Below are 15,045 nucleotides of genomic sequence, written 5' to 3' on the forward strand. Positions count from 1 at the left end.
CGAGCAAGCCCGCTCCCCACACTTGATCGCATTCAGTCTGATCCTTGAAGGAAACCCAATGAGCCTACTGACACGCCTCCTGGCGCGCGGCACTGTCGTGCTCGCCAACTCGGCATCCAAGCTGCAATCGCTGCAAATGCGCCTCACCGCCGGCGAAGTGAATGACGACATGGAGCACTTCGAGCCCTACGGTTTCACCAGCAACCCGCTGGCCGGCGCCGAGGGCATTGCCACGTTTCTGGGCGGTGACCGTTCCCACGCCATCGTCCTGGTGGTCGCCGACCGCCGCTATCGCCTCCAGTCCCTGGCTGCTGGCGAAGTGGCGATCTACACCGACGAAGGCGACAAGATCCACTTCAAGCGCGGGCGGATTATCGACATCCAGACCGCGACCCTGAACATCCGCGCCAGCACCGCCGTGAACATCGATACGCCCGTCATCAACCAGACCGGAAAAATCGTCTCCACGGGCGATCAAATCGCCGGCGGCATCAGCCAGATCAAACACGTGCACGTCGGCGTCCAGGCGGGCAACGGCCAGACCGGCGTGCCGGCGGGAGGTCAGTAATGCTCATCAGCCAGAACCTCCACGCCGCGCTCACCCGCGCGGTGCTGATCAGCTTGTTCACCTGGCGCCGCGCCGCCGATGACGATGCCCTCGATGACGAGGAACGCTTCGGCTGGTGGGGCGACACGTTTCCCACCGTCGCCGACGACCGCATCGGCTCGCGGCTGTGGCTGCTGCGCCGGGTCAAGCTGACCCGGCAAACGCAGATGGACGCCGAGTTCTATGCCCGCGAAGCCCTGCAATGGCTGATCGACGACGGCCACTGCAGCGCCATCGACATCATTAGCGAGCGCCTCGACGCCCAGCGCCTGAACCTGCGCACGGTCCTGACCCTGGCCGATGGCGAGCGCCTGGACATCAACCCCGATAACAGTTGGCAGGTGATCTATGCCGTTTGAAACCCCTTCGCTGCCGGTGCTGATCAAGCGCACCCAAAGCGACCTGGCCAGCGATTCGCTGCGCCAGTCCGATGCGCAAGTGCTGGCGCGTACCCTCGGTGGCGCCGCTTATGGTTTGTATGGCTACCTCGACTGGATCGCCGAGCAGATCCTCCCGGACAAGGCCGACGAATCGACCCTGGAACGGATCGCCGCACTGCGCCTGAACCAGCCACGCAAAGCCGCGCAAGCCGCCAGTGGCAGCGTCAGTTTTACCGCCAGCGCCGGTGCCGTGCTGGATGTCGACACGCTGCTGCAATCGAGCGACGGCCGCACCTACAAAGTGACCGCGTCGCGCACCACCAGCAACGGCCTCAACACCACCAGCATCGCCGCGCTCGACGCCGGCAGCCTGGGCAATGCCGACGCCGGCATGAGCCTGATTCCGGTGCAGCCGATCCTCGGGATTGTCGGTAACAGCTTCACGGTGCTGGCGCCGGGCCTGATCGGCGGAGTGGCCCGGGAAAGCCTGGAATCCCTGCGCTCACGGGTGATCAGTTCCTATCGGATCATTCCGCATGGCGGCTCGGCGCAAGACTACGAAACCTGGGCACTGGAATGCCCCGGCGTGACCCGGGCCTGGTGTCGCAGCACCCTCGCGAAACTCGGCATCGTCAACCTGTACATCATGCGCGACGACGATCCGCAACCCGTGCCGAATGCCGCGCAACTGGCTGAAGTCCAGGCCTATATCGAACCGTTGCGCCCGGTCACCGCCGAGTTGCATGTGTTGCCGCCGGTGCAGGTGCCAGTCACCTACAGACTGACCCTGACCCCTGACACAACCGCCGTGCGAGCCGCTGTCGAAGCGCAACTGCGTGACTTACATAACCGCGAAGCCGGCCTGGGCGACACCTTATTGATCAGCCATATCCGCGAAGCGATCAGCAGCGCCACAGGCGAAAGCGACCACACATTGACCGCGCCCATTGCCAATGTCGACGCAGACTTCAATCAATTGCTGATCTTCGGAGGTTGCATATGGGGGGGCTAAGAACCGCCGCGCAATACCACGCGCAACTGCGCAGCCTGCTGCCCAGCGGCCCGGCGTGGGATCCCGAGCGGGTTCCGGAACTGGAAGAGGTGCTGGACGGCATCGCCCAGGAACTGGCTCGACTCGACGCCCGCGCCGCCGACCTGCTCAACGAAATGGACCCGGCCGGCGTCAGCGAACTGGTACCCGATTGGGAGCGGGTGATGAACCTGCCCGACCCGTGCCTGGGTGCCACGCCGCTGTTCGATGACCGCCGGCTTGCGGTGCGCCGTCGCTTGCTTGCGGTCGGCAGCCAGGCGGTCGGTTACTACCTTGAGATCGCCAAAAGCCAGGGCTACCCGAACGCCACCATCACCGAACTCGAAGCCCCGCGCATGGGTCGCTCGCGTTTTGGTGCGGCGCACTGGGGCACCTGGGAAGCGCAATTCATGTGGACGCTCAACACCGGCGGCCGATTGCTGCTGGGCCGGCGTTTCGGCGCGAGTTATTGGGGCGAGCGTTTCGGCGTCAATCCAGGCTCGGCCCTGCAATGCCTGATCCACCGCAGCGCCCCGGCGCACACCAAGGTGCACATCAATTATGACTAGGGAGTAGAGAGATGGATTTTCCAACGAAAGTGCCCAGCGCCGGATTGGTCAACGGCAAGTTTGTCGATGAGAACCCGCTGACCGGGACGCCGGGGTCGTTGATTCCGGCGGCGTGGGGCAATGGCGTGACGCAGGAAATTGTGAACGTCATCAAGGCGGGCGACCTGACCCCGGACGAGACGAAGTTTGACCAGTTGCTGCAAGCCATTCAGAGCGTTTCGGCCAAGGGCTGGAATCTGGATTCGGCATTGCCGATCGGCTCGCTGCCGGCGCCCACGGTGGCGACAGCGGACGGGCGTCTGTCGGTGACGCCGATTGCGGCGTCTACCAGCGGTGGGAAGGTGTCGATTCCGGCCGGGGTGTTTGTCAGCATCGGCCAGGAAGTGGTGGCGGGGCAGTTGGGGCGGTCGCGCACGTTCACAACGCAAGCCTGGAGCAGCGCGGAATTGTTGCCAAGCTCCGGCTACTTTCTGCGGGCGCAGGTGATTGGTGGTGCGCTGACGTTTTACATGCAGCGCGGCACCTTGTACGACGCAGTCCCGGATAATTTGAAAGGCACTGTGAATGGTGCTGCGGGCGGTGGCTTTCAATCCACGCCGCTGGATATGTGCATCGCCTGGGTTGTCACCGCAGGTCCGGGTACCACGCCGATCGTCAGGCTGATTTACAACCGCAACCGACTGTCGTGGACCCAGACCGTGAATGGAAGCGGCGTGGTTTACCTTCCTCTGGATCCCCATGCACGGGCTGCGCGGCTGGTGGTGGGTAATCCGACGCCTCACCCCACCTTGATCACCGGCGTGTCTTTTGCTCCCGGAGGTTGGATGGGGGGCAATTACTCGCTAATGACACCGCCCAGTAGCGCCGTTATTAGTGCCGATGGCTGGTCAACGCCTGGCTTTGCCGTTTGTATTTTCACCAACAACGTTGTTTACGACACGACGGTTTCAACCTTGGTCGCCAGTTTTGATCATTCGGAGTCACGTTCGCTCTGGCAGAGTTATCAAGCCGAACACACGTTCAACGCTACTAACGGGAACAGTGATGAATTGCTGCTTTCGATGGGGATCAAAACCTTTTCTCAACCTGATTACACAAGCGGCATCGCCATTAACTTTTCCGCTGCGATCAATGTACATCTCTCGTGGGAGCTCATTCGATGATCGTTATCCAGGAACTTCATCAGTACGAAGATGAACTTCGTCCGGCCAAACCTTCGCCAGATCATGAATGGAACGGTGAACAGTGGGTTGTCGACGCCTTGAATGTTTCGGTCTCCCAACAACAGGAAGGCGAACGCCTGAGCGCCAGGATTGATGCGGCGGCAGACGATGCGCGAAACGTCATTGCAGGCGATCCGTTGCGGGCGATGGAATATGCGCAAGCCGCCGCCGATGCTCAGGCTTACATCGACGAAGGCTACCCGAAAAAAGTTGTACCGCTAGCGGTGTCAGCCTGGGTCGTAAAGGGTCGCACTGCCAGACAAGCGGCGGATCAGATCGTTGCCAAAGCAGCTCAATTCAACGAGAGCTTGCTGACACTTCGAACCCTGCGCTTGAAGGCGAAACAGCAAGTCAAAGTTCATATCGCCAAGGGTAAAACCGAACTCGCCAACCAAGTCAGTGATGACGCGATTGCCGCCATACGTGCCGTGGTGAGCGACTTCGCAGGCTAGTTCATCCGATCTATTCGCCGAACCCCACGCCCACTCACCGTGGGCGTTTTTGTTTTTATTCAAACATGACCTGCATTGCCTTAGTGCCAATGGCCATGCAGGTGTTTTTTACAGGGAGCAGAACCATGGATTATCCAAAAAGCATCCCCAGTGTCGGACTGGTGAATGGCCGGTTCGTCGATGAGAACCCGGTGGCGGGTACGCCGGGATCGTTGATTCCGGCGATCTGGGGTAACTCCGTTACGCAAGAGATTTTGAGTGTGGTTGCTGGCGCTGGAATGGCGCCATCGGAAGCGGACAACGGTCAGTTGCTCAAAGCCATCCAGGCGATCATCGGCGTGACCAGCCCAATGCGTTCGGTGGTTACCCGGCTGGCTGCATCGAAGCTGCTGGCGCCAGAAGAACTCGGTCTGGTGTTGATTGATGCCAGCCCCGGCGCGGCCACCATCACGCTGCCACCGGCCAACGTCGCCATGGGCGTTCGCGACGTGATTGTTCGACGCGTGGACAACAGCGGCAACCGCCTGGTTATTCAGGCTGCCGGCACTGATCGAATCCGGTTTCACACCCATCTGTCGGCGACCGGTTACACGTTCCTGGTGCTGATGGGCGGCGGCGACTGGTGGCAGCTGCGCAGCGATGGCGCCGGCAGTTGGTGGCCGGTGGGGCGGTTTGACAACACGCCGTTGGGGCGACCGTTTTTCGAGACGACCACGCTGCTGAGCCCGGGGGGCTATGGCGCGCTCAATGGCACGGTGATGAATCGTGCGCAATGGCCATGGCTGTGGGACCACGCGCAGCAGTCGGGAATGCTCGGCACCGAGGCCGCACGGGTGGGCAACGAAGGCAAATGGACCAGCGGCGACGGGGCGCTGACGTTCCGTGGGCCTGAAAATCGCGGGGAGTTTCTGAGGGTCCTCGATGAAGGGCGTGGCGTGGATGCGGGACGTGTGATGGGGGCCTTCCAGCCAGGCACTTCACATGCCTACGCCATGGGCGCGAATGGCGGTGGCGCGGTGGGGTCGCGCTGGACTGACAGCCTGACGACCATCGGTGCTGCCAACGGTGAGGAATCCCAATATGTCAGCTCGCTCACCAATGGCGGCCCCATCTACCCGGCGGGAACCAACTATCAAATGGATCCTGCCAGCACCTTGCTCTACGTCTACAAATCCCGCCCACGCAACATCGCCTATCCCGGCCGCATCAAACTTATCTGAGGTGTCCATGTTTAATTATCTGATTGATAACGCGGGTGCCTTGTCCGGGCCCGTGGAGTTTTTTGTGACGCCGGGCATCGGTATTCAACTGCCCAGTAATGCCGTGGAACTTTCATTTGAATTACCTCCACTCGAACAAGGCCGTACTTGGGCGCTGATCAATAACGTTCCGCGCGAAGTGATTGACCGGCGCGGCATGGTGTATCGCAAAGAGGGTGGGGCGCAGCAAATCTGGAGTGAACTGGGGGAGTTGCCCGACGCCTTGACCTCTGTTCCATGGCCGGGAGCGTTTTATGTCTGGCGCAATAACACTTGGGAACTGGATGACCAGGCTCGGTTGGCGCATTTCATTAGTCAGGTACTGACCCAACGCGATGCGCTATTGCGTGAGGCGGTCCTGCGCATAGCCCCGCTGCAATACGCCGAAGATATCGGCGATACGACCCATATCGAGCAGTTGGCACTGATGGAGTGGAAGCTCTACAGCGTTGAGTTGAATCGTCTTGAACAGCAAACCAACTTTCCGACAGCGATCGACTGGCCGCAAGTTCCCGGTTCGACCCAGTGACGGTATGAAGCCCAATAAACAGAGAAGCTAAAATGGACTACCCAAGAAGTGTCACCAGCGCGGGGCTGGTCAACGGCCAATTTGTCGATGAAAACCCGGTCGCCGGAACTCCCGGTTCCCTGATTCCTGCCTCGTGGGGTAACGCCGTCACCAAGGAAATCGTCAATGCCATCGCTGCTGCCGGTCTGACGCCTTCCGAAAATCAAAATGATCAGTTGAGCCTGGCTATCAAGGAGTTGGCGAAACTCGATCCGCAACAGAATTTCCCCGTGCAGGTTTATCGCAAAAATCTGTTGATTAACGGCAACTTCGATATCTGGCAGCGCGGGACCGCCAACCTGGGGCCTTACACCGGGGCCTATATCGCTGACCGTTTTCGTTGTGACTGGAACGGGAATGCCGGGGTGAATATTTCCCGGCAGAACTTTGCATTGGGTCAGACCGATGTCCCCAATGAACCCCGTTACTTCATGCGTTGGCAGCAAGTCACCGCGGGCGTTGGCGCCAGCGTGCATAAAATCTCCCAGGCCATTGAGTCGGTCAGGACCCTGGCGGGAAAAACCGCGACGCTGACGTTCTGGGCCAAGGCCGACACGGCGCGTCAGCTCAATGTGACGATCGCACAGTATTTCGGTGTGGGCGGCAGCGCGGATACGGTGACGCCGGTGGGCAGCTTCCAGCTCAAGACGACGTGGTCCCGATACAGTGCAACGATTCAGATACCGTCCTTGGCGGGTAAGACTCTGGGAAGTAGTGGCAATGACTTTCTGCGGCTGTCCTTTGACCTGCCGTTGAGTGTTTTGCAAGTCATCGACCTGGCGCAAATCCAGTTGGAAGAGGGGCGGGTATCAACGCCGTTCGAACTGCGTAGTCCTGGCGATGAGTTGATGATGTGCCAGCGTTACTTTGAAAAAACCTACAGTCAGGATCTGCCTCCGGGAAGCATGGCAGGTCCTTACGGCGCACTGTTATCCACAGTGAAACAGGGGCAAACGGGGTTCGCCTCGCAGCCCTTGGCTCAGTGGACTTTCAAGGTCGAGAAAAGAGCGATTCCAAGTTTCAGTTTGTACGCCACCACGCCGAAAGGGAGCGCAGGGCAATGGCGTTCAGGAAGTGATGAAGTGTCGTCGGGGAATGCTCGAACACTCGGTGCTTCGACTCGCGGCGTCTGGGTGGATAACTCCGATACCGGTCTGATTACTCAGACTTACTACATCCACGCCACTGCCGACGCCGAACTTTAAGGAGGTTTTTCTTATGAGCTATCAACTGACTAAAGACCCGGACACTGTCATCCGTCTGCCAGATGGCGCGACCGTTCCTCTTCATCACCGTTTCTGGGATGAATACCAGCAATGGCTGGCGTGCGGTGGCGTGCCGCTACCTGCCATGCAGGAGGGTGCACCTGAGGCCGCGAAAGTTGCTCGAAACTGGCGGGATCAAGCGTTGGCCTCCAGCCAATGGCTGGTCGACCGTGATCGCGATGAGCAAGCAGCCGGAACGCCGATGACCTTGAGCAGCGATGAATATCATGAGCTGCTGGATTACCGGCAGGATCTGCGCGACTGGCCCTCGATGGCCAATTTTCCAAACGACTTCAGCAAACCCCTGGCGCCGGTTTGGTTAAAAACATCGGCCAATGGAACATGACCCATGCCTCTCACTTCAACGCAGCTACAACAAATATTGCCCAACGCCCGCTCCCAAGCGGGCGTTTTCATTTCCGCCCTCAACACCGCCATGACCCACCGCAACATCAACACCCCGAAACGCATCGCCGCGTTCCTCGCGCAAGTCGGCCATGAATCGGGGCAGTTGCAGTACGTGCGTGAACTGGGCAACAACCAATACCTGAGCAAATACGACACTGGCACCCTGGCGTTGCGATTGGGTAACACGCCAGAAGCCGATGGCGACGGCCAGAAGTACCGCGGCCGCGGCCTGATCCAGATCACCGGGCACAACAACTACCGCCAGTGCAGCCTCGGCCTGTTTGGCGATGAGCGTCTGCTGTCGCTGCCTGAACTGCTGGAACAACCACAATGGGCCGCCGAGTCCGCCGCGTGGTTCTGGGAGCAGAACGGCCTGAATGAGCTGGCCGATCGCGACCAGTTCAACAGCATCACTCGACGGATCAACGGTGGCCTGAACGGACTCGAAGATCGCCTGCAACTCTGGGCGCGGGCGAGGGCGGTGTTATGCCAGCCTTCGGTTTAATGTCGTGGCGGCTGATTGGCATTGTTGTGTTAGCGGGTTTGTCGGCGGTGCTGGCCTGGCAGATTCAGGACTGGCGTTACGGTCGGCAATTCGCGGAACAGGCCAAGTTGCAGGCTGAGACGCTGAATCAGCTGACCCAGGCTGCCGTGACGCAACAGCAGGCCGAGCAGGACAAGCGCCAAGCCCTGGAGCAACGGCTGTCAGCCAGTGAACAATCCCATTATCGAGCGCTAAGCGATGCCCAACGTGATCAAGGTCGCCTGCGCGATCGTCTTGCCACTGCTGATGTGCGCCTGTCAGTCCTCCTCGATGCCAATGACGTTGCCGCCACCTTTGCAATGCCAGCCGCCTCCGGCACCGGCGGCGTGGATCATGGCGCCCCGCGAGCCCGACTTGACCCGGCGCATGCTCAACGAATTATCGCCATCACCGACGCCGGCGACAGCGGATTGATTGCCTTGCAGGCCTGTCAGGCTTATATCCGCGCTTTGGCCCGCTAACATTTTGATCGAACCTGTGTCTTGCCAGCGCGATTGGCTCGTGTACGGTGGTTCCATTCCGCACGATCAGGAGAGCGCCCGTGAAAGAAATCACCCAGCTGGCCGCTGAACTTGGCAGACGCTTGCAGGTTCTGAATGCCCATGTCACCACCGCCGAGTCGTGCACCGGCGGCGGGATTGCCGAGGCGATCACCCGTATTCCCGGGAGTTCGGCATGGTTCGAGGCCGGTTACGTGACGTACTCCAACCGCCAGAAAACCTTGCAACTGAATGTGCCCGAGGGCTTGTTCGAGTCGGTGGGGGCGGTCAGTCGCGAGGTGGTCGAGGCCATGGTGCGTGGCGCGCAGGACAAAAGTCATGCGCGGTTTGCCGTGGCGGTCAGCGGCGTCGCGGGGCCGGATGGCGGTTCCCCGAGCAAGCCGGTAGGCACGGTCTGGCTGGCCTGGGGCGTCGGCGAGCAGTTGTTCAGCGAGGTCCAGCACTTCCCCGGCAACCGCGATGAGGTCCGCCGACAAACGGTGAAGGCCGCGCTAGAGGGGCTGCTGCGCCATGCCGCTGGAGAAATCTCAAATCAGGGGTAGGCGATCCTGAATCGCTGTGGAATAATACTGGCTACTTATACAGGTGTTGGCCGTCAGGCCTTATTGATTACGTGAGGACTTTAATGGACGACAACAAGAAGAAAGCCTTGGCTGCGGCCCTGGGTCAGATCGAACGTCAATTCGGCAAGGGTGCCGTAATGCGTATGGGCGATCAGGACCGTCAGGCGATCCCGGCTATCTCCACTGGCTCTCTGGGTCTGGACATCGCGCTCGGCATTGGCGGTCTGCCAAAAGGTCGTATCGTTGAAATCTACGGTCCTGAATCCTCCGGTAAAACCACGCTGACACTGTCCGTGATCGCCCAGGCTCAAAAAGCCGGCGCGACCTGCGCATTCGTCGACGCCGAACACGCCCTCGACCCTGAGTACGCCGGCAAACTGGGCGTCAACGTCGACGACCTGCTGGTTTCCCAGCCGGACACCGGCGAGCAGGCCCTGGAAATCACCGACATGCTGGTGCGTTCCAACGCGGTAGACGTGATCATCGTCGACTCCGTAGCCGCCCTGGTGCCAAAGGCCGAGATCGAAGGCGAAATGGGTGACATGCACGTGGGCCTGCAAGCCCGTCTGATGTCCCAGGCGCTGCGTAAAATCACCGGTAACATCAAGAACGCCAACTGCCTGGTTATCTTCATCAACCAGATCCGTATGAAAATCGGCGTGATGTTCGGCAGCCCGGAAACCACCACCGGTGGTAACGCGCTGAAGTTCTACGCTTCGGTTCGTCTGGATATCCGCCGTACTGGCGCGGTGAAAGAAGGTGACGAGGTTGTCGGTAGCGAAACCCGCGTCAAGGTTGTGAAGAACAAGGTGGCTTCGCCGTTCCGTCAGGCCGAGTTCCAGATTCTTTACGGCAAGGGCATCTACCTCAACGGCGAGATGATCGACCTGGGTGTGCTGCACGGTTTCGTCGAGAAGTCCGGTGCCTGGTATGCCTATGAAGGCACCAAGATCGGTCAGGGCAAGGCCAACTCGGCCAAGTTCCTGGCGGACAATCCGGAAATCGCCGCGAAGCTTGAGAAGCAGCTGCGCGACAAGCTGCTGACCCCAGCACCGGACGTCAAAGCATCGCCAGTCAAAGAGACTGCTGATGACCTGGCTGACGCTGATATCTGATTGATCCGATGACCGCCGTACTCGATACACTCGTCGCGGTGCGGCGAACCGCAATGGACCTGCTCGCACGACGCGAGCACGGTCGAGTCGAGCTGACGCGTAAACTGCGTCAGCGCGGCGCCCTCCCTGAAATGATCGACACAGCACTCGACCGGTTGACGGAAGAGGGCCTGCTGTCCGAATCCCGTTACCTCGAAAGCTTCGTTTCCTACCGTGCCCGCTCCGGCTACGGGCCTTTGCGCATTCGCGAAGAGCTGAGTCAGCGCGGCCTGCAACGTAACGATATCGAGCTGGCCTTGCGCGAGAGCGGTATCAACTGGCACGAACAACTGGAAGACACCTGGCGACGCAAGTTTGCCGGGCACTTACCGATAGACATGCGCGAACGTGCCAAACAAGGGCGTTTCCTGGCTTATCGGGGGTTTTCCATGGAGATGATCAACCGCTTGTTCAGCGGTCGAGGGATGGACGATTAAATAAAAACGGCCCGCTATTTCGATAGCGGGCCGTTTTTTTTTGCCTTTTTTTTTACGTCACCTTGGACGGCTCCCGTGTGCGTTGCTGTGCCTGGGGTTTGGGCTGTGCCCAGTTTTCCGGCAGATTGATGTAGTCCACCAACTCTCGCAGGCGCCCATGATCACGGGCATTGAAGGTGAAGGCGAGTCGCGCCAGATGGCTGAACTGCGGCTCATCGTGCTCCTCGCCGTTATAGACATGCTGATGGAAGTGGTCGCTCAGGCACAGATCGGCAAAAGCCGTCTGCATGTGTTCGAGCGCTCCGTCGCTGAGTGGGTGATTCATGCGAATCACGAACTGATGCTTGAGCCAGCGGCTGGAGTGGAAGTTGTTGTAGAACTGGTTGATTTGCGCCACTGCCTCTTCGGCGCTGTAGACCAGGCTTACCAGCTTCATGTCGGTGGGCAGAATGTAGCGGTTTTCCTCCAATTGATGGTGGATGAAATCCAGCGCGCCTTGCCAGAACGTACCCCCCGGCGTATCCAGCAACACCACCGGCACCAGTGGGCTTTTGCCGGTCTGGATCAGGGTCAGCACTTCCAGCGCTTCGTCCAGCGTACCGAAACCGCCCGGGCACAAAACCAGCGCATCGGCTTCCTTGACGAAGAACAGCTTGCGGGTAAAGAAGAAGTGGAAGGACAGCAGGTTGGTGGTGCCCTGGACAGTAGGGTTGGCATGCTGCTCGAAGGGCAGGGTGATATTGAACCCCAGGCTGTGTTCCAGGCCGGCGCCTTCGTGGGCCGCTGCCATGATGCCGCCACCGGCACCGGTGATGACCATCAGGTCCGAACGCGCCAACGCGGCGCCGAGTTCCCGGGCCATGCCATACAGCGGATGTTCGATCGGCGTGCGAGCCGAGCCGAAAACAGTGACTTTGCGTCGGCCCTTGAACTGTTCCAGCACACGGAACGCATGCTCCAGTTCGCGCAGAGCTTGCAGGGTAATCTTGGCATTCCAGCGGTTGTGATCTTCCTGGGCCATGCGCAGCACGGTCAGGATCATGTCGCGGTAAATCGGAATGTTCGGGCTGTTGGGTGAAACCAGGTTGAGTTGCTCTTCGACCTTGCTGGTGAGGTCGTGGCCGCTTTCTTCGAAATGACGGCTGAGGAGGTCATTCGGTTGGTAAGGCATTCAACTTCTCCTTATGCACAGAACCCTTGGCCCCGACAAAACAGTCGTCAGTGCCGCGACACCCCTTGTGTCGCTGTCTGCCCAAGCCCTTGCCTGGGCGATCCACCTGACCCGAGTTGCGATCGGGTCATCCATACAGGCTCTGTTTTTCCCTTGGATGAAAGAAACATTCGCACAACAGGACGCGTAACGGGCGGCCCCTTTCCCACCCTGAAAAGTGAACAGGACTACTCTGAATCTAGACCTTCGCGGTGATTTGCGCTGACTTGATCATTGCGCCGCAAAGTCTTTCCTGGCAACCGCTTATTGACGATTTGCAAGGTGGTTTCACCGCTCGTCAGAACGCAAGCCCGGAGGCCGTGGCTCTGATTTACTAAGTTACAGGCGTGACACGACAACTTTGCGTCAAAGGCAGTACGCAACGTTCAAGCTATTCAGGGATTTGGGTGTGCAGGGAGGCGGGAAATCATGGCCAGATTGATTCTGGAGATCGATGCGCAACTGTATCGATTATTGAAATCGTCAGCAGAGACCAATCATTTGAGTCTTGAAGAGGAGTGCTGCCGGCGTCTGGGCGGCGGCGAGCGCCGTTCGCGTTATTTGCAGGCCTTGCTGGCAGAACTGCGCGCCGAGGATGAACAGCGGCGCGCCAATTCCCGATGATTACTTCTTCTTGGCCGGGGTCGCTTTCGGGCAGTCCGATTCCTGATAGCTGGCGGAGCCGACCGAGCGGTTGGTCTTCACTTCAGTGAAGTCGTAACGCATGACGGCGCCCTTGGCCATCAGTTTGCGGAACGATGGGTTGTTGCAGACCGAGGCGCCCAGCTGGAAATACACGGCTTTCGGATCGGCGCGCATCTTGTCGGCGTGGCTGCTTTGTACGCTCAGGTGGTTGATCAGCGTATTGCCTTCAACGGTGTAGCCCTGATCGAGAATGTCCTCGTTGATCGCCCGAGGCGTGCCGACGCTGCTTTGTACGGCGACGTTTCGCAGCTCTCTGTTGAGGTTCTGCTCACTCAAGGAAGCAGCCTGAGCGCTGAAGGACGACGCCAGCAAAATGGCAGCGGTGGGAACGATAAGGCGCAGCATGAAACTCTCCTGGTTCAGTGACTGGTGGTTTCGACCCGTCACATGACTGTGCGTTCAGTGGCGGCGAATTATAGGGGAGCGGGCCCGGACGGTACAGGCTTGCGCCGGCCGCTCTGATAAACTCCCGGCACTTTCTGCCCTTCCGAGTGTTTTTTGTGTCGATTTTCCTTGCCTGTCGGCGTTGCCTGCGATGAACACCCTGCCTGCTCACTTTGCGATAAACGCCGTGGCCCGCTTGCGCGATCAGCGCGAAGAGGAAGGCATCAAGCCAATTCAGGCTCGTGGCTGGCGGGCGCCGCGTTGCCGTGCCTGCCGGGTGATCGAGAGTCATTGCCTGTGCGCCTGGCGCCCGCAGGTCGAGACGCGCTCCGGCGTGTGCCTGATCATGACCAACAAGGAAGTGTTCAAGCCCAGTAACACCGGCTGGCTGATTGCCGATGTGGTCCGCGATAACCATGCGTTCATTTGGTCGCGTACTGAAGTCGATCAGCAACTGCTGGACCTGTTGGCCGACCCGCAATGGCAACCGTATCTGGTGTTTCCGGGCGAGTACGTCGAGCCCGAACGCGTGACCAACAGTGTCGCCGCCGATAGCGCCAAGCGCCCGTTGTTCATCCTGCTGGACGCCACCTGGACCGAAGCCCGGAAGATTTTCCGCAAAAGCCCTTATTTTGACCGGTTGCCAATCCTCAGCCTGCTTCCAGAGAAACTTTCCCGCTATCGCCTGCGCCGCTCGACCCGCAGCGAGCACCTGTGTACCGCCGAAGTGGCTGCGCTGTGCCTGGATCTGGCGGGCGATACCGACGCGGCATCGGCACTTGACGCCTACTTCGATGTGTTCAGCCAGCATTACCTGGACGCCAAGCACCAGTTGGATATGAATGTCGAAACGCCGGCCCACGCCGAGCTGATGCCTTTTGTGCAGAACACGGCGCCGGTAATTGGCTGATTGTCGCCCATACTGCAAAGAACTGTAGCGGCCACGCACCTTGACCACCCTGACTTCGCTGGGCATGCTTGGCGCCGATTAGGGCGCGGCCAAAGTTTGATACGCCGACTTCTTTACGTGATTGCCACGTAATTGGCGTTGAACGCGCCCTGTTGGTGCAGCTCCGTGGCTGCACCTTGAGTTGTTTGAAAAACAGGATCATTTGAAAAATGGCCACATACGAAATCCTGATTGCCGATGACCACCCTCTTTTTCGTAGTGCGCTGCACCAAGCGTTGACCCTGGGCCTGGGCCCGGATGTGCGTCTGGTGGAAGTGGCGAGTATTGCCGAACTGGAAACCCGCCTCGACGAAAAGTCTGACTGGGACCTGGTGCTGCTGGACCTGAACATGCCCGGGGCCTACGGTTTTTCCGGGCTGGTGCTGTTGCGTGGTCAGTACCCGCAGATTCCGGTGGTCATGATCTCGGCCCAGGAAGAGGCTTCAATCATGGTCAAGTCCCGGGAATTCGGCGCCAGTGGTTTCATTCCCAAGTCGAGCGACTTGAGCGTCATTCAGAAAGCCGTACGTGCGGTGCTGGATGGCGACGTGTTCTGGCCACCCCAAGCGTTTGAAGCAGTCAGTGTTTCCGCCGAAGCCAAGGCTGCCAGTGAGGGGCTTGCGAGCTTGACGCCTCAGCAGTTCCGGGTGCTGACTATGGTGTGCGAAGGGTTGCTGAACAAGCAGATTGCCTATGAGCTGAGCGTGTCCGAAGCGACGATCAAGGCCCACGTGACGGCGATTTTCCGCAAGCTGAATGTGCGGACCCGAACGCAGGCCGCGTTGCTCTTGCAACAACTTGAGTCAATTTCGAGCCACTAAAGCGCGGCAGATTCACG

20 protein-coding genes are annotated in these 15,045 nt (G+C 59.5%); 18 read left to right on the forward strand and 2 right to left on the reverse strand.

All coding sequences use genetic code 11. The features are described 5' to 3' along the window. Positions 1 to 58: 58 nt before the first annotated feature. The 15 genes from LOY68_RS06290 to recX all read left to right on the forward strand — a co-directional run bounded on the left by LOY68_RS06290 (position 59) and on the right by recX (position 10,959). Positions 59 to 568 carry a phage baseplate assembly protein V gene (locus tag LOY68_RS06290; protein WP_163908762.1) on the forward strand — a complete coding sequence of 170 codons (510 nt, stop codon included), beginning with the start codon at positions 59 to 61 and terminating at the stop codon, positions 566 to 568. Further along, complete coding sequence (locus LOY68_RS06295) at positions 568 to 966, forward strand: phage GP46 family protein (protein ID WP_054047083.1); 399 nt, start codon at positions 568 to 570, stop codon at positions 964 to 966. Before LOY68_RS06290 ends, LOY68_RS06295 begins: the two co-directional genes overlap by 1 nt. Next, the gene (locus LOY68_RS06300; RefSeq protein WP_163908763.1) at positions 956 to 1,999 is read left to right on the forward strand and encodes a baseplate J/gp47 family protein; all 1,044 of its coding nucleotides are present in this window, start codon (positions 956 to 958) and stop codon (positions 1,997 to 1,999) included. The genes LOY68_RS06295 and LOY68_RS06300 overlap by 11 nt, the downstream gene beginning before the upstream one ends. Further along, positions 1,987 to 2,586 carry a YmfQ family protein gene (locus LOY68_RS06305; protein WP_265043676.1) on the forward strand — a complete coding sequence of 200 codons (600 nt, stop codon included), beginning with the start codon at positions 1,987 to 1,989 and terminating at the stop codon, positions 2,584 to 2,586. The genes LOY68_RS06300 and LOY68_RS06305 overlap by 13 nt, the downstream gene beginning before the upstream one ends. 11 nt (positions 2,587 to 2,597) lie before the next feature. Next, the gene (locus LOY68_RS06310; RefSeq protein WP_265043678.1) at positions 2,598 to 3,749 is read left to right on the forward strand and encodes a phage tail protein; all 1,152 of its coding nucleotides are present in this window, start codon (positions 2,598 to 2,600) and stop codon (positions 3,747 to 3,749) included. Further along, positions 3,746 to 4,261 carry a phage tail protein gene (locus tag LOY68_RS06315; protein WP_163908766.1) on the forward strand — a complete coding sequence of 172 codons (516 nt, stop codon included), beginning with the start codon at positions 3,746 to 3,748 and terminating at the stop codon, positions 4,259 to 4,261. The genes LOY68_RS06310 and LOY68_RS06315 overlap by 4 nt, the downstream gene beginning before the upstream one ends. 125 nt (positions 4,262 to 4,386) lie before the next feature. After that, entirely contained in the window at positions 4,387 to 5,481 is a 1,095-nt protein-coding gene (locus tag LOY68_RS06320) for a phage tail protein (protein ID WP_163908767.1), read from the forward strand. Between the two features lie 7 nt (positions 5,482 to 5,488). Then, positions 5,489 to 6,049 carry a tail fiber assembly protein gene (locus tag LOY68_RS06325; protein WP_163908768.1) on the forward strand — a complete coding sequence of 187 codons (561 nt, stop codon included), beginning with the start codon at positions 5,489 to 5,491 and terminating at the stop codon, positions 6,047 to 6,049. Between the two features lie 32 nt (positions 6,050 to 6,081). After that, positions 6,082 to 7,293, forward strand: coding sequence for a carbohydrate-binding protein CenC (locus tag LOY68_RS06330; protein WP_265043680.1), 1,212 nt, complete (start codon positions 6,082 to 6,084; stop codon positions 7,291 to 7,293). Between the two features lie 13 nt (positions 7,294 to 7,306). Then, the gene (locus tag LOY68_RS06335) at positions 7,307 to 7,699 is read left to right on the forward strand and encodes a phage tail assembly chaperone (protein WP_163908770.1); all 393 of its coding nucleotides are present in this window, start codon (positions 7,307 to 7,309) and stop codon (positions 7,697 to 7,699) included. Positions 7,700 to 7,702: 3 nt separating this feature from the next. Beyond that, positions 7,703 to 8,266, forward strand: a complete 564-nt coding sequence (locus LOY68_RS06340; protein ID WP_163908771.1) for a glycoside hydrolase family 19 protein — start codon at positions 7,703 to 7,705, stop codon at positions 8,264 to 8,266. Next, complete coding sequence (locus LOY68_RS06345) at positions 8,248 to 8,766, forward strand: lysis system i-spanin subunit Rz (protein ID WP_163908772.1); 519 nt, start codon at positions 8,248 to 8,250, stop codon at positions 8,764 to 8,766. Before LOY68_RS06340 ends, LOY68_RS06345 begins: the two co-directional genes overlap by 19 nt. Positions 8,767 to 8,846: 80 nt before the next feature. Further along, positions 8,847 to 9,347: a CinA family protein gene (locus tag LOY68_RS06350; RefSeq protein WP_054047059.1), complete on the forward strand. Its 501-nt coding sequence runs from the start codon at positions 8,847 to 8,849 to the stop codon at positions 9,345 to 9,347. A gap of 83 nt (positions 9,348 to 9,430) precedes the next feature. Further along, positions 9,431 to 10,483, forward strand: coding sequence for a recombinase RecA (gene recA, locus LOY68_RS06355; protein ID WP_007907270.1), 1,053 nt, complete (start codon positions 9,431 to 9,433; stop codon positions 10,481 to 10,483). Between the two features lie 8 nt (positions 10,484 to 10,491). Further along, complete coding sequence (gene recX, locus LOY68_RS06360; protein WP_054047057.1) at positions 10,492 to 10,959, forward strand: recombination regulator RecX; 468 nt, start codon at positions 10,492 to 10,494, stop codon at positions 10,957 to 10,959. A gap of 52 nt (positions 10,960 to 11,011) precedes the next feature. Here recX and LOY68_RS06365 read toward each other — a convergent pair whose 3' ends face one another. Further along, complete coding sequence (locus LOY68_RS06365; protein ID WP_054047055.1) at positions 11,012 to 12,130, reverse strand: TIGR00730 family Rossman fold protein; 1,119 nt, start codon at positions 12,128 to 12,130, stop codon at positions 11,012 to 11,014. 468 nt (positions 12,131 to 12,598) lie between these two features. Between LOY68_RS06365 and LOY68_RS06370 the strand changes: the two genes are divergently transcribed. Then, a complete protein-coding gene (locus LOY68_RS06370) occupies positions 12,599 to 12,793 on the forward strand; it encodes a hypothetical protein (RefSeq protein ID WP_054047053.1) in 195 nt (64 codons plus the stop codon). Here LOY68_RS06370 and LOY68_RS06375 read toward each other — a convergent pair whose 3' ends face one another. Beyond that, entirely contained in the window at positions 12,794 to 13,219 is a 426-nt protein-coding gene (locus tag LOY68_RS06375) for a PA3611 family quorum-sensing-regulated virulence factor (protein WP_054047051.1), read from the reverse strand. Positions 13,220 to 13,409: 190 nt separating this feature from the next. On the opposite strand from LOY68_RS06375, the gene LOY68_RS06380 reads away from it, so the two are divergent. Continuing rightward, positions 13,410 to 14,168, forward strand: a complete 759-nt coding sequence (locus tag LOY68_RS06380; RefSeq protein WP_054047049.1) for a tRNA-uridine aminocarboxypropyltransferase — start codon at positions 13,410 to 13,412, stop codon at positions 14,166 to 14,168. Between the two features lie 209 nt (positions 14,169 to 14,377). After that, positions 14,378 to 15,028: a response regulator transcription factor ErdR gene (gene erdR / locus LOY68_RS06385; protein ID WP_054047047.1), complete on the forward strand. Its 651-nt coding sequence runs from the start codon at positions 14,378 to 14,380 to the stop codon at positions 15,026 to 15,028. Positions 15,029 to 15,045 lie beyond the last annotated feature (17 nt).

Source organism: Pseudomonas sp. B21-053 (genome assembly GCF_026016365.1).
Classification (GTDB): domain Bacteria; phylum Pseudomonadota; class Gammaproteobacteria; order Pseudomonadales; family Pseudomonadaceae; genus Aquipseudomonas; species Aquipseudomonas nunensis.

Excerpts from the sequence above, each read along its gene's own strand:
- LOY68_RS06290 (WP_163908762.1), top strand. The coding sequence starts at position 59 with ATGAGCCTACTGACACGCCTCCTGGCGCGCGGCACTGTCGTGCTCGCC.
- LOY68_RS06295 (WP_054047083.1), top strand. The coding sequence starts at position 568 with ATGCTCATCAGCCAGAACCTCCACGCCGCGCTCACCCGCGCGGTGCTG.
- LOY68_RS06300 (WP_163908763.1), top strand. The coding sequence starts at position 956 with ATGCCGTTTGAAACCCCTTCGCTGCCGGTGCTGATCAAGCGCACCCAA.
- LOY68_RS06305 (WP_265043676.1), top strand. The coding sequence starts at position 1,987 with ATGGGGGGGCTAAGAACCGCCGCGCAATACCACGCGCAACTGCGCAGC.
- LOY68_RS06310 (WP_265043678.1), top strand. The coding sequence starts at position 2,598 with ATGGATTTTCCAACGAAAGTGCCCAGCGCCGGATTGGTCAACGGCAAG.
- LOY68_RS06315 (WP_163908766.1), top strand. The coding sequence starts at position 3,746 with ATGATCGTTATCCAGGAACTTCATCAGTACGAAGATGAACTTCGTCCG.
- LOY68_RS06320 (WP_163908767.1), top strand. The coding sequence starts at position 4,387 with ATGGATTATCCAAAAAGCATCCCCAGTGTCGGACTGGTGAATGGCCGG.
- LOY68_RS06325 (WP_163908768.1), top strand. The coding sequence starts at position 5,489 with ATGTTTAATTATCTGATTGATAACGCGGGTGCCTTGTCCGGGCCCGTG.
- LOY68_RS06330 (WP_265043680.1), top strand. The coding sequence starts at position 6,082 with ATGGACTACCCAAGAAGTGTCACCAGCGCGGGGCTGGTCAACGGCCAA.
- LOY68_RS06335 (WP_163908770.1), top strand. The coding sequence starts at position 7,307 with ATGAGCTATCAACTGACTAAAGACCCGGACACTGTCATCCGTCTGCCA.
- LOY68_RS06340 (WP_163908771.1), top strand. The coding sequence starts at position 7,703 with ATGCCTCTCACTTCAACGCAGCTACAACAAATATTGCCCAACGCCCGC.
- LOY68_RS06345 (WP_163908772.1), top strand. The coding sequence starts at position 8,248 with ATGCCAGCCTTCGGTTTAATGTCGTGGCGGCTGATTGGCATTGTTGTG.
- recA (WP_007907270.1), top strand. The coding sequence starts at position 9,431 with ATGGACGACAACAAGAAGAAAGCCTTGGCTGCGGCCCTGGGTCAGATC.
- recX (WP_054047057.1), top strand. The coding sequence starts at position 10,492 with ATGACCGCCGTACTCGATACACTCGTCGCGGTGCGGCGAACCGCAATG.
- LOY68_RS06365 (WP_054047055.1), bottom strand. The coding sequence starts at position 12,130 with ATGCCTTACCAACCGAATGACCTCCTCAGCCGTCATTTCGAAGAAAGC.
- LOY68_RS06370 (WP_054047053.1), top strand. The coding sequence starts at position 12,599 with ATGGCCAGATTGATTCTGGAGATCGATGCGCAACTGTATCGATTATTG.
- LOY68_RS06375 (WP_054047051.1), bottom strand. The coding sequence starts at position 13,219 with ATGCTGCGCCTTATCGTTCCCACCGCTGCCATTTTGCTGGCGTCGTCC.
- LOY68_RS06380 (WP_054047049.1), top strand. The coding sequence starts at position 13,410 with ATGAACACCCTGCCTGCTCACTTTGCGATAAACGCCGTGGCCCGCTTG.
- erdR (WP_054047047.1), top strand. The coding sequence starts at position 14,378 with ATGGCCACATACGAAATCCTGATTGCCGATGACCACCCTCTTTTTCGT.